Annotated in this window: 14 protein-coding genes; 5 read left to right on the forward strand and 9 right to left on the reverse strand. The window is 71.0% G+C overall.

Annotation, left to right across the window (positions count from 1 at the left end):
- Positions 1–118 precede the first annotated feature (118 nt).
- On the forward strand, positions 119–448 hold the full coding sequence (locus tag G569_RS0118905; protein ID WP_028064571.1) for a hypothetical protein: 330 nt from the start codon (positions 119–121) through the stop codon (positions 446–448).
- On the opposite strand, the gene G569_RS0118910 is transcribed toward G569_RS0118905, so the two are convergent.
- From G569_RS0118910 to G569_RS62710, 3 genes are read right to left on the reverse strand one after another with little or no spacing between them, the layout of a single operon-like run.
- A complete protein-coding gene (locus tag G569_RS0118910; protein WP_028064572.1) occupies positions 445–1,308 on the reverse strand; it encodes a DUF559 domain-containing protein in 864 nt (287 codons plus the stop codon). The two genes, G569_RS0118905 and G569_RS0118910, sit on opposite strands and share 4 nt — an antisense overlap.
- Before the next feature lie 50 nt (positions 1,309–1,358).
- Positions 1,359–3,578: a type IA DNA topoisomerase gene (locus tag G569_RS49710; protein WP_053226656.1), complete on the reverse strand. Its 2,220-nt coding sequence runs from the start codon at positions 3,576–3,578 to the stop codon at positions 1,359–1,361.
- Positions 3,579–3,598: 20 nt separating this feature from the next.
- Positions 3,599–4,744, reverse strand: a complete 1,146-nt coding sequence (locus tag G569_RS62710; RefSeq protein ID WP_028064573.1) for a MarP family serine protease — start codon at positions 4,742–4,744, stop codon at positions 3,599–3,601.
- 41 nt (positions 4,745–4,785) lie between these two features.
- Between G569_RS62710 and G569_RS0118925 the strand changes: the two genes are divergently transcribed.
- Positions 4,786–6,507 carry a penicillin-binding transpeptidase domain-containing protein gene (locus tag G569_RS0118925; protein WP_084285206.1) on the forward strand — a complete coding sequence of 574 codons (1,722 nt, stop codon included), beginning with the start codon at positions 4,786–4,788 and terminating at the stop codon, positions 6,505–6,507.
- Here G569_RS0118925 and G569_RS0118930 read toward each other — a convergent pair.
- Genes G569_RS0118930 through G569_RS0118940 form a run of 3 tightly spaced genes read right to left on the reverse strand, consistent with a single transcriptional unit; the run spans position 6,504 to position 7,780 of the window.
- Positions 6,504–7,052 (reverse strand): hypothetical protein, encoded by a 549-nt coding sequence (locus tag G569_RS0118930; RefSeq protein WP_028064575.1) that lies wholly within the window; start codon positions 7,050–7,052, stop codon positions 6,504–6,506. The genes G569_RS0118925 and G569_RS0118930 overlap by 4 nt on opposite strands.
- A gap of 12 nt (positions 7,053–7,064) precedes the next feature.
- Positions 7,065–7,559 carry an SRPBCC family protein gene (locus G569_RS58395; RefSeq protein WP_028064576.1) on the reverse strand — a complete coding sequence of 165 codons (495 nt, stop codon included), beginning with the start codon at positions 7,557–7,559 and terminating at the stop codon, positions 7,065–7,067.
- A 23-nt stretch (positions 7,560–7,582) separates the two neighbouring features.
- Positions 7,583–7,780, reverse strand: a complete 198-nt coding sequence (locus G569_RS0118940) for a hypothetical protein (RefSeq protein WP_028064577.1) — start codon at positions 7,778–7,780, stop codon at positions 7,583–7,585.
- Positions 7,781–7,979: 199 nt separating this feature from the next.
- On the opposite strand from G569_RS0118940, the gene G569_RS58400 reads away from it, so the two are divergent.
- Genes G569_RS58400 through G569_RS49730 form a run of 3 tightly spaced genes read left to right on the forward strand, consistent with a single transcriptional unit; the run spans position 7,980 to position 9,611 of the window.
- A complete protein-coding gene (locus G569_RS58400; protein ID WP_053226657.1) occupies positions 7,980–8,435 on the forward strand; it encodes an FHA domain-containing protein in 456 nt (151 codons plus the stop codon).
- 16 nt (positions 8,436–8,451) lie between these two features.
- The gene (locus G569_RS49725; RefSeq protein ID WP_037497630.1) at positions 8,452–9,222 is read left to right on the forward strand and encodes a ParA family protein; all 771 of its coding nucleotides are present in this window, start codon (positions 8,452–8,454) and stop codon (positions 9,220–9,222) included.
- Between the two features lie 14 nt (positions 9,223–9,236).
- The gene (locus tag G569_RS49730) at positions 9,237–9,611 is read left to right on the forward strand and encodes a response regulator (RefSeq protein ID WP_053226658.1); all 375 of its coding nucleotides are present in this window, start codon (positions 9,237–9,239) and stop codon (positions 9,609–9,611) included.
- 92 nt (positions 9,612–9,703) lie between these two features.
- On the opposite strand, the gene G569_RS49735 is transcribed toward G569_RS49730, so the two are convergent.
- The 3 genes from G569_RS49735 to thrC are packed head-to-tail and all read right to left on the reverse strand — an operon-like array spanning position 9,704 to position 12,236.
- On the reverse strand, positions 9,704–10,384 hold the full coding sequence (locus G569_RS49735; protein ID WP_053226659.1) for an alpha/beta fold hydrolase: 681 nt from the start codon (positions 10,382–10,384) through the stop codon (positions 9,704–9,706).
- Positions 10,381–11,232 (reverse strand): homoserine kinase, encoded by an 852-nt coding sequence (thrB, locus tag G569_RS0118965; RefSeq protein WP_028064578.1) that lies wholly within the window; start codon positions 11,230–11,232, stop codon positions 10,381–10,383. Before thrB ends, G569_RS49735 begins: the two co-directional genes overlap by 4 nt.
- On the reverse strand, positions 11,229–12,236 hold the full coding sequence (gene thrC, locus G569_RS49740) for a threonine synthase (protein WP_037497632.1): 1,008 nt from the start codon (positions 12,234–12,236) through the stop codon (positions 11,229–11,231). Before thrC ends, thrB begins: the two co-directional genes overlap by 4 nt.

Below are 12,236 nucleotides of genomic sequence, written 5' to 3' on the forward strand. Positions count from 1 at the left end.
GCCGCCCATTGCCGCCACGTGGCGTCTCCAAACGCACTCTGGACGAATGTTGGACAGCGTTCGGCGTTAAGAGTTGCGACCCTGGCTCTGTCCTAGCCAGACCCTTCCGGAGGCAGCGATGCCGACCCTGCACCTCCCCGCCGCTCACACAGACACGGACGTCGCCCTCGCCACCGAGGTGGCGCACGTGGTCGGCAGTCACGAGCTCTACGTGACGTGGACGCACGGCGAGGGCCCGGGCCTGATCCCGGAGGTCGAGACGCTGACGCCGGACGAGATCCAGGCCGCCGCGATCTCCCCGTTCGCCGAGGTCGTCGTCGCCATGGTGCAGAGCATCTCGGCGATCTGGAACGCGATCATCCGCCCGCCGAGCACCCGCGCTGAACTCCCCGCGCCGCGCGACGACCGCCGCGCACCTCGCTCGGCGGACGCCGAGCCACGTCCTTAGCGCACTCCCGCCGCGCGTAGCCGCTTGGCCACCCGCCCCGGGTTGCCCAGCTCCGCGCTGCTGAACCGCAGCACCCGTTCGCCAGCCGCCTCGAGCTCGGCCTGCCGTTCCATGTCGTCGCGCCGCGCGAGCGGGTCGTCGTGCCATTCGCGGCTGTCGACCTCGACGATCAGCCGCAGGTGCGGCCAGTAGAGGTCGGGATACACCGTCCGCCCCGCCAGGCGGTACGGCGGGTTCGAAAGCGGAGGCTCGAACCCGAGCCCGACCACCAGGTCATACGCACGGTCCTCCAGCGGGCTCCGGGTTGGGACGGCTCCGAGATCGACGATCGAACGCGGCAGCCGCTCGAGCTCGGCGGCGTTGAACCTTGCCGCGCGCAGCGCCCGTTTGACGACGTCGTCGCTCTCCACGCGCCGAAGATCGATGATCGTCCGCAGCTTCGGCGTGACCGGGATGCCCTTGAGCACCTCGCGCTCGATCCGCTCACTGCGGTGGGCCTTGATACGAGGGTGCGCGTGCTTGGTCGGCGCCGTGATCTCGAACGGGCGCCCGTCCCACTTCACGAGCGCCCGCAACGCCGCGGCGGAGTAGTGCGACAGCACGGCCAGCTTCCCGCACGCCTTGACCGCCGCGAGGAACCGCCCCTCGACCGCGATGTTGTGGTGGCCCCACGCGAACACCGCGCGGTAGAGCGGGTGGAGGATGCCCCGCCCGACCCGTGTTCGGATCGCCTGCGCCGATAGTCCGACGTCGATCAGCTCGTCGTAGTGCAGGACGCCCCACTGTCCGGCGGCGAGTCGGGCCGCGCGGGCGTCGGGACTGGTCTCTGAGCGTTGCTGTGCAGTGTTTGGCGACCACATGGCCGCAGCATCGCGCCGCGGCCTGTGACGGATCTACACCGCTTTGTGACTTAAGCGGCCTGGGACTGTGCCGACTCTGCGGACTCGGTCGCCTCGGCCGACTGCGGCTCGTCAGGCGGCTTGGCGCCCTCGCGGGCCCAGGGCTCGTCGAACTCGACGCGCCACTTGCCGTCCTCGGTCTGCATCAGCGCGAGCTTGGCGCGGAACGAGCGGCCGGAGCGGCCCTTGAAGCCGGTGACCGGCTTCTCCGTCCGTCCACGCGAGATCAGCTCGCGGGCCACGGCGGGCGGCAGGGTCTTGCCCGCCTTGAGCTTCCAGATGACGAAGCCGCAGCCCGGGTCCTCGCGGCCCCAGCAGGAGAAGCCCTTGCGGTTCTCGACGATGTCGTGGCCGCAGACCGGGCACGGGCCGAGGTTCTGCCGCGGGATGCGGATGTCCTTGAGCTTCTCGTCGAGCGTGGTGACCGTCGCGCCGGCGAACTCGGCGATGTCGGCCATGAAGCGCTCGCGTGGTTCCGAGCCCTGCTCGATCTTCGACAGCCGCGATTCCCAGTCGCCGGTCAAGGACGGCGACGTCAGCGCGTGGTCGTCGAGGAGCCGGATGACGCCGAGGCCCTTCTCGGTGCAGACCAGGGAACGTCCGTCGCGCTCGACGTAGCCGACGTCGATCAGCCGCTCGATGATCGCGGCGCGGGTCGCGGGGGTGCCGATGCCCGAGTCCTTCATGGCCTCGCGCAGCTCCTCGTCGTCGAGGTCCTTGCCCGCGGTCTCCATCGCGGCCAGGAGCGAGGCGTCGCTGTAGCGCCTCGGCGGCTGGGTGATCTTCTCCTCCGAGCCGACCTTCTCGACGCTGACGGCCTCGCCCTGCGTGAGCTTGGGGAGGGTCTGATTGTCGCCCTCGTCGGAGTCGGACTTCTGCTCCTCGAGCTGGCCGTACACGCCGCGCCAGCCGGCCTCCAGCAGCACGCGCCCGGTGGTGCGGAACACGTGCTCGAGCACCGTGGTCTCCAGCCGCGTGTTCTCGAACACGGCCTCCGGGTGGAAGACGGCCAGGAAGCGCCGGACGACCATGTCGTACACACGCCGGTCGTCGTCGCTGAGCTTGTCGACCTTGTGGTCCGAGTTCGTCGGGATGATCGCGTGGTGGTCGGTGACCTTGGCGTCGTTGATCACGCGGCCCAGCGGCAGCACGTCCAACGACCGCACGTACGCGGCCGCCTTGGCGTACTCCGGGAAGGACCCGACGACGCCCGCGATCGGCTTGATCTCGCCGATCATGTCCGACGGCAGGAAGCGCGAGTTCGTACGCGGATACGTGAGCACCTTGTGCTCTTCGTACAGACGCTGCGCCGCCGCCAGCGTGCGCCGCGCGGAGAAGCCGTAGCGGGTGTTCGCCTCACGCTGCAACGACGTCAGGTCGTACAGCAGCGGCGCCTTCTCGCGGCGGGTCGTCTTCTCGAGCTTGGTGATCGTGCCCGCGCCGCCGCGCACGGCATCGACGATCGCCTCCGCCTCCGCGGCGGTCTTGAGCCGCGGCTGCGAGCCCGCGTGGTAGCGGCCCGCATAGGTCCGCGGGTCGTCGACGGTCTCGAACGTCGCGTCGACCAGCCAGTACGGCTCCGGGACGAACGCGCGGATCTCCTCCTCGCGCCGCGCGATGATCGCCAGCGTCGGCGTCTGCACCCGCCCGAGCGACACCGCGCCGTCGAACGAGGAGCGCAGCCGGATCGTCGCCGCCCGCGTCGCGTTCATGCCGACGATCCAGTCCGCCTCCGAGCGCGACCGCGCGGCCTGCTCGAGCAGGTCGAACTCCGAGGCCGGCCGGAGCGCCGCGAACGCCTCCTTGATCGCCTTCGCCGTCATCGAGGAGAGCCAGAGCCGCTGCACGGGCTTCTTGGCGCCCGCCTTCTCGAACGTCCACGCGAAGATCAACTCGCCCTCGCGCCCGGCATCGCAGGCATTGATGACCACGTCGACGTCGTCGCGCTTGAGCATGCGCGTGATGACGGTCATCTGCTTGCGGGAGCGCTCGTCGCGGACCACGAGCTTGAAGCGGTCCGGCACGATCGGCAGATCGGCCATGCGCCACTTCTTGTACTTGGCGTCGTATTCGTCCGGCTCAGCGAGCTGCACGAGGTGGCCGACCGCCCACGTGACGACGTGCGAGTCGGACTCGAGGTACCCCTCGTGCTTGGCGAAGGCGCCCGGGAGCGCCTTGGTCAGGTCGCGTCCGACGGACGGCTTCTCGGCGATGACGAGTGTCTTGCCCATTTCGCGCCGGGAGGGTAGCGCTAGCCCGTGCAAGGGCCGGTCGAAACACCGCCCGAGGACTTCGCCCGCTCGAGCGCGGAACGCACGATCGCGTTGGGTACGCCGAAGCCCCCGCGGGGTCCGGAGGTGGTCGCCGCGAACACCGTCGTGACCACCCGGCCTTCGGAGTCGACCATCGGCCCGCCGGAGTTCCCGGACCGCACCGCGCCGCGCAGCGACGTGATCGAGCGACGCACCGGCCCCTGGCCGTACGCGTCCTGCGTGATCACCTCGCGCGTGGCCCCGATCCGCCCCGCCCGCACGTCGTAGGGGCCGTTGCCGGGGAAGCCCAGGATCGCCGCCGAGGTGCCGGACTTGGGCGTGGAGACGACCGACAGGGCGTCCGCCTTCAGACCAGGTACGCGCAGGATCGCCAGGTCGTTCTTGGGGTCGAAGGAGACCGCCTGGGCGTCGAGACCAGGTTGGCGCCCTCGCAGCAGCACCCGCGTGTCCTTCTGGCCCGCGACGACGTGCGCGTTGGTGACCACGAGCTCGGGCGCGACGACCCAGCCGGAGCCCTCGACGCCGAGGCCGCACGCGTTGCCGAGGATCTTCACGACCGACGCGGCGGCGGCGACGACGCCCGGCGCGCGGGCGATCGACGCGGTCGGCGCCGGCACCCGCGCCTCCGGACCGTCGATGCGCGGGAACGGGTCCAGGCGGGCGAGCGCCTCGATCAGCCCGCTCGACGGCGGCAGCGCCGTGTTCAAGTGCTGGAGGATCGTCGAGCGCTGGACCTCGCGCCGCGCGTCGCCGCCGTTGGCGAGCGCGAGCGCGCCCAGCACCCACACGATCCCCAGTCCCACGACCGCGGTCAGCACGGCGCCCAGGGCGCCGTCCACCGCGGTCGCGGCAGGCGATCGCACCCGCCCGCGCAACCGGGCGCCCACCCCCTCGAACCCGAGCGCGAAGACCATTCCCGCGATCAGCGCTCCGACCAGGCCGAACGCGGGCGACCAGGGGGAACGCCGGCCCTCGTCGAGCAGCAGCGGCCCGAGGCGCGTGCCCACGTACGCGCCCACGGCGAAGCCGAGCAGCGCGAGCGCCCCGGCGACGAACCCCTGCGCCCAGCCGAAGAGCGCCAACAGCAGCACGACGCCCACGATCAGCCAGTCGATCCCCGTCACGTAGCACCGAGCGTACCGGCGGCCACGTACGATCCTTTCCGTTGACCAGCAGTAGGCCCCGCCCGCGCACTCGGCGACGACGGCATGCGATCGCCGATCCTCGCCGCTTCGCCCCGATCGCGGCAACGGCGCTCGCCGCCCTGGCCGCCGGGGTCGTGATCGGCGCCCGCCACGTGCCGGACGAACGCAAGACCGCGACGGCGTTCGCCCGTGCGTGGGAACGCGGCGACCAGAACGCGATGTACGCGCTGCTCAGCGACGCCGCCAAGAAGCGCACGACCCCGCAGCGGCTGCAGCGCACCTACAAGCAGGCCGCGGACACGCTGACGCTGGAGAAGGTCCATGTCGGGCGGGTCGTCGGCGACAAGACGATCCCGATCGCCCTCGAGACCCGCATCTTCGGGACGCTGAGGGGCAACCTGACGCTCCCGATGGGCGAGCGCAAGGACGCGGGCCCCGGCATCGACTGGCGCGCCGAGCTCGTCTACCCCGGGCTGCGGCGCGGAGAGAAGCTGCGGCGCGAGACCTCGCTCCCCGCACGAGCCACGATCGAGGCGCGTGACGGCACCCCGCTGGCCAAGGGCCCGGATCGCGTGTCCGACCTCGGACCGATCGCGTCGGACCTCGCGGGCACGATCGGCCCGGCGCCGGAGACCCGCACGGCCGAGCTCGAGGCGCGTGGCGTCCCCGCCGGCGCGACCGTCGGCCTGACCGGCCTGGAGCGCGAGTTCGACGAGCGGCTGACCGGCACGCCCGGCGGCATCCTGTTCGCCGGCAAGCGCGTGCTGGCCAACGTCAAGCCCAAGGCCGGCAGCGCCGTCCGGACGACGATCGACCCGAAGATCCAGCAGGCCGCGGTGAACGCGCTCGCGGGCCGCTACGGCGGGATCGCGGTCGTCCGCCCGGACAACGGCGAGGTGCTCGCGCTGGCCGGGATCGCCTCCAGCGCGCCGCAGCCGCCCGGCTCGACGTTCAAGATCGTGACGCTCGCGGGCGTCCTGCAGAACAAGATCGCCAAGCGCAAGTCGACGTACCCGGTCCAGAACGCGGCGACGATCGAGGGCGTCGAGATCCAGAACGCCAACGGCGAGTCCTGCGGCGGCTCGCTGGAGATCTCCTTCGCGCACTCCTGCAACAGCGTCTTCGCGCCGCTGGGCGCCAAGCTCGGCGCGGAGAAGCTGGTGAGCACCGCCGAGAAGTTCGGCTTCAACGAGGAGCCGCCGATCGCCGGCGCCGCCCGCAGCACGATTCCCGCCGCGGCCGAGATCGGCGACGACCTCGCCGTCGGCTCGTCGGCGATCGGCCAGGGCAAGGTCCTCGCGACGCCGCTGCAGATGGCGACCGTGGCCGGCGCGATCGGCAACGACGGCGTGCGCGCGCACCCGACGCTGCTCAAGGGCGCCGACCCGCAGACCGTGCGCGCCGCGTCGGCGGCCGTCGCCCGCACGATCAAGAGCTACATGCGCACGGTCGTCACCGACGGCACCGGCGGCGCCGCGGCGCTGGACGGCATCAAGGTCTCCGGCAAGACCGGCACGGCGGAGCTGCGCACCACGGTCAAGGAGGAGCCGCCGCCCGAGGTGACCGACCCCAACCAGCCACCGCCCGAGAACGACACCTCCGACACCGACGCCTGGTTCGTCGCGTTCGCGCCCTACCGCAACCCGTCGATCGCGGTCGCGGTGATGCTCGTCGGCCAGGGCGCCGGAGGCGACACCGCCGCTCCCGCGGCGGGCGCCGTCCTCAAGGCCGCCCTGACCTAGAGGTCGAGGTCGACCACGCCCGTGGTCGCGCCGTCCTGCTCGATCTCGAGCTTGAGCGGGCGGTTCTGGAGCGAGTCGGTGGGGAGCTTGAAGAGGATCAGCGAGCCCTGGATCGGACCGCTTGAAGCGGCCGTGTCGGGCGTCGGCAGCACCTGCGAGTGCTGCAGCTCGATCGGCTCGTAGGCGAACGGACTCGACGCGTCCAGCACCACGGGGGTGAACTTGTTGCCCTCGGTGTCGACGATCGTGAACTTCGTCGTCGGCGTCAGCGGGCCGCCCGAGTAGTTCTTGACGCGCATCCAGACGCCGAACCAGATCTCGTCGCCGGGCAGATCCGGGGCCGTGCCCGTGGGGAGGCCCTCGAGGTACTGCTTGTCCTCGACGTCACCTGGATTCAGGAAGCGCGACAACTGGACCTGGTAGGTCAGGCCGCCGACGTCGACGTAGACGCCCTCGGTCTCAGCCTCGGTGTGGACCGCTTCCTTGTCCCCGCAGCCGGCGAAGAACGCGGCGACGAAGAACAGCAGAACGAGCTTGCGAAACATGGGCGGCGGAGGTTACAGCCCGCCGACGGTGGCGCGCTTGCCGCGGTCGAGATCCTCCTCGAGGATCGACTGCATGCGACGCAGGCCCTTGCGCAGCCCGCGCTTCATCCAGGCCCGCCGACGCAGGACCGCCGCGAGGAACTTGTCCGTGGCCATGTTGACCTCGGCCTCGGTCGTCACCTCGACCTGGGTGGCGTGGCCGGACGGCGAGAGCGTCCAGGTCGTCCAGGTCTTGTTGCGGTTGAACTTGCCCGAGCGACCGGCGGCGACGATCTTGTACGGCCGCTGGACCTCGATGAAGGTCATGTCGCCCCAGCCGAAGCGATCCAGCGGCGCGTCGATCTTGAAGCGCGCGCCCGCGCCCCGCCCGACGGAGTCCACCCGGGTCAGCCGCCACTCCTTGAGGTAGTGGTCGGAGAACTCCTGGTGGTTGGCGATGTCCGCCAGGTAGTCGAAGACCTCCTCACGAGGCCGGTCGATCAAGACGTTCGCGGTGACAGGGTCCATTTCGACCGCGGAGAATAGTGCAGCTACGCGGCGAAACGGCGCTTCACGGTCAGCTCGTACTCGCTGGAGTGCACCTTCTCGCTCCGCTGCGGCTCGTCGCGGCGCAGCGGCTTGCACAGCTCGCAGACCATCCGCTCGTCGAAGAAGTACACGGTCTCACCCACGAGCGGCGTGCGGTGGCAGCCCTCGCAGCCCTCGCGGGCGCCGGCCAGCGCTCGCATGCTCGATCGGACGAAAGAAAGTTCTGGAGGTCCGAAGGGTTTGAGAACCGAGAGCTGGGGCATGACCCCGGAATTCGGCGGGGGTTCGCGGGACCCTGCCGGTGCAACCGCGGGCCCATTTGGGGTCGCAACCCCACCCGCATGGCTTTATGCTTCCTGAGCGGAGGGGTCGTCGGACCCAGGGAGGAAAGCTGTCTTGATGGACCCACGATTCGACCATGACGCCCAGACCACCGGCACCTTGCCCGGTATCGGTTCGGGCGCGCTCAGCTCCCGGCCCGAGCCTCCGGCTTGGCTGGAAGAGGCGAGATCGGGTCTCGGGACCCCCGGGCGCTATCTCGCCTACGAGCAGGACTCGCGGATCGTCGTCGTCCCGGTGAGCCGCGAATGGACGCGGATCGGCCGGTCTTTGGCGGCCGACATCCGCTTCGATGACGCCACCGTCTCGCGCCGTCACGCCCTCGTCGCCAACGAGGAGGGCGGGGTTCGCGTGCTGGACGATCGCTCCCTCAACGGCATCGTGGTCAATGGCCGCCGTGTCGAGTGGAGCCCGCTGATCGACGGCGATGAGCTCGTGATCGGCCGCCACACCCTGTACTACCTGGACACTGTGTCCACACCCACACTCGCCCGCCCGAAAGCGCTGGCCGAGTAGCTAATGTGCGGCCGCGATGGCCGCAGACACGATCGCGGTCCTGTCGCTCAAGGGCGGCACGGGCAAGACCACGACCGTCCGCACGCTGGCCGACGTGCTCAGGCGCGTCGGCCTCGACGTGCTCGCGGTCGACCTCGACCCGCAGGGCAACCTGTCGGACTACTTCGACGTCCCGCCGGACGCGTCGCCCAGCGTGGCCGACGTCCTGTCGGGCGACGCGAAGCTCAAGGACGCGGTCTACGACGGCGGGATCGTCCCCGCCACGCTGAACCTGGCCGAGGTCGAGCGGTCGCTGAGCGGCAAGATGGGCCGCGAGGTCGTGCTCAAGAAGGCGCTCAAGGACGCCCGCAAGCAGCACGACGTGATCCTGATCGACTGTCCGCCGGCGCTCGGCCTGCTGACCGTCAACGGACTCGTCGCCGCCGACTGGGCGATCGTCTCCTCGGAGGCGCAGTACTTCGCGCTGCAGGGCGTCAACGGCGCCCTGGAGGTCATCGAGCAGGCCCGCGAGTACTACAACGACGACCTGCAGGTCCTCGGCGTGCTGATGAACATCGCCGACATGCGGACCAAGCACTCCAAGGACGCCTACGAGCAGCTGCGGGAGGCGTTCGGCGAGCGGGTGTTCGAGACCGTGATCCGCTCCTCGATCGCCTACGCCGAGTCCGCGGAGAAAGCGTTGTCAATTCTTGATTACCGGCCAGATCTGGGCGCCGACTACGAGGCGCTGGCGGCCGAGGTGCTGGACCGAATCGGGCGCATAGACGCTCGCGCCAGACTCGCCTAGACTGGAAGCGGTCAATGGGAATCCGCGTCTTCCACTGCGATGACTCGGAGGCGTTCACGCGCCTCGTGGCGTTCTGGCTCGCCGAGCACGACGACATGGAGCATGTCGGCGAGGCGCACACCGCCGACGCCGCCCTCGCCGCGCTGCCCGCGGCACGGCCGGACGTCGTGCTGCTGGACACGCTGGGCAAGCCGGGCGACGACTCGTTGCTGCGCGAGATCCGCGCGGCCGTCCCCGGCGTGAAGGTGATCGTCTACTCGGGCTACGTGCGGCTGATGCACGAGGGCGCGCTCGGCCAGTCGGCCGACGGCTACCTCGAGAAGGGCGACGACGAGGGCCCGTTGATCGACGCGATCCGCGAAGTCGCGAAGGGGCCCGCTGACGAATAACGGTGCGCCCGATGCGGCACACCCGCAGCGCCTCGCGCCACCCGCGCTGCTCACGGCCCAGAGGGCCGCATCGCGAGCGCGTGCGGCCCGAGTCACTGGCGGCTGCACCACATCGGTCGGACCGACCATTCGTCAACGAACCCCGAGATCAACTGAGCCGTCTCGAGCGGGATGTCGAGCTGCGGCGCGTGGCCGACGCCGTCGAGCTCGATCCACTCCGCGTCCAGCCCGCGCCGGTAGCGCTCGGCATCCTCAGGCCAGCGCAGGAGCTTGTCCTCCATCCCCCAGAGGATGCGCACCGGGCAGCGGACCTTCGCGAGGTCCAGCGGCCAGCCGTGCTCGCGGGCGTTGGCGATCAGCGGCAGGCGGTCGCAGGCGCGGAACGAGGCGCCCAGCCAGTGCTTGACGTCGTCTTCGAGCTCGCGGGTGGTGAAGTCCGACAACGGAATGACGCCGCGCTCCTGGCGGTCGAGCGTCTCCGCGTGGTCTGAGCCCCCGGCCGGCGCGAGCGCGACCACGGTCTCCGCCCTCCCTCGCGCGGCGGCCGCCAGCGCCAGATAGCCGCCGAGCGAATTGCCCACGAGGTGCGCGCGCTCCAGGCCCGCATCGTCGAGGAAACCCTCGAGCCAGCCCACGAGATCCAGGTCTCGCGGAAGCGGTGGCCCACCCAGGTGGCCCGGCAGGGCCGGCGTGAGGACGTCCCCCAGGTACGGCCGCATGAGGTCCCACGTGTGCGGGGAGTCCGCGAAGCCGTGCAGGAGGACGATCGTCACAACGAGCGCACGTCGGCGCCCGTGCCCGTGAACGGCACGCGGCGGACCTCCGCCCAGCCGTCGGCCACCGTGTGCAGGCGCTCGAAGACCGCGCCCGTCGAGGCCACGTCGCACCAGACGAGCACGGTCGGGCCGGCGCCGGAGATCGTCGCCCCCAGCGCGCCGATGCTCTTCGCGCTCTGGACAAGGTCCCACGACCGCGGGTACAGGTGGGCGCGGCGCGGCTGGTGGATCCGGTCGCCGAGCCCACGCGAGACCAGGTCCAGGTCGCCGCGGGCGAGGCCGAGCACGAGCAGCGAGGCGTGGGCGATGTTGAAGACGGCGTCGGAGACCGGGATCCGCGACGGCAGCGCCTCGCGCGCCTTCTGCGTGCGTACCGCCTGCTCGGGGATCACGAGCAGGCACTCGAGGTCGGGCGGCGGCTCGAAGCGCTCCGCGTGGTCGTCGGTGCAGAGCACGAAGCCGCCGAGCAGCGCGGCCGCGACGTTGTCCGGGTGGCCTTCGATGCGTGTCGCCTCGCCGAGGACGTCGGCGCCGAGCTCGAAGATCGAGTCGGCCGCCACCAGCCCGGCGACGATCGCCGCGGCGCTCGTCCCGAGCCCGCCGGAGAGCGGGATGTCCGAGCGGATCGTGAACTCGAAGTCGTCCGGCGGGTGCAGCGCGGCGAACCCGCGCACGATCAGGTTGCGGCGGTCGCGGGCGATCTGCAGGTCGGTGTGGACGGCGAACTCGCCCGTCTCCACCACGTCGACCTCCATGTGCAGGTCCAGCGCCGCGCCCATCACGTCGAACCCCGGCCCGAGGTTGGCCGAGGACGCGGGGACGCGAACGGTCCTGCGACGGTTCAAGCCAGGACGGCCTTCTCGACCGCCGCCATGTTCGGCTCGCACGGTACGACCGCGCCGGCCTGCGAGAGCGCCGTCTGCGGGTCCTTCAACCCGTGCCCGGTGAGCACGCAGACGACCCGCTCGGCGCCGTCGACGCCATGCGTCAGCAGGCCCGCGACCGAGGCGGCCGACGCGGGCTCGCAGAACACGCCCTCGTTGGCCGCGAGGAAGCGGTAGGCGTCGAGGATCTGCGCGTCGCTGACCGCGTTCACCGCGCCGCGGGAGGACGTGAAGGCCTCCATCGCCTCCTCCCAGCGCGCGGGGTTGCCGATCCGGATCGCGCTCGCGACCGTCTCCGGGTTCGCGACCGGCGCGCCGTGCACGAGCGGCGCGGCGCCCTCGGCCTGGAAGCCGAACAGGCGCGGCCGCGCGCCCATCTCGACGAAGCCCTTGTTGTAGGCCGTCACGTTGCCCGCGTTGCCGACCGGGATGCAGAGCGCGTCGAGCTCGCCGAGCTCGTCCAGGACCTCGAACGCCGCGGTCTTCTGCCCTTCCAGCCGGAACGGGTTGACGCTGTTGACGAGGCCGATCGGGTGGATCTCGCACAGCGCCCGTACGAGCTTGAGCGCCTCGTCGAAGTTGCCGCGCAGCGCGATCACCCGCGCGCCGTGCATCAGCGCCTGGGCGAGCTTGCCGGTCGCGATCTTGCCTTCCGGGACGATGACCGCCCCCTTGAGCCCGGCGCGGGCGGCATAGGCGGCGAGCGAGGCGGCGGTGTTGCCGGTGGAGGCGCAGATCACCGCCTCCTTGCCCTCGCGGACCGCGTCCGACACAGCGCACGTCATCCCGCGGTCCTTGAACGAGCCGGTGGGGTTCGCGCCCTCGAGCTTGAGCCACACCTCGACGCCCGCGCGCTCGGAGACGCGCTCGGCGAGGACGAGCGGGGTCGAGCCCTCCTCGAGCGAGACGACCGGGTCCCCAGGGGCGAACGGCAGCCGCTCGCGATAGCGCGTGATCAGGCCCAT

The sequence above is a fragment of the Solirubrobacter soli DSM 22325 genome (assembly GCF_000423665.1).
Classification (GTDB): domain Bacteria; phylum Actinomycetota; class Thermoleophilia; order Solirubrobacterales; family Solirubrobacteraceae; genus Solirubrobacter; species Solirubrobacter soli.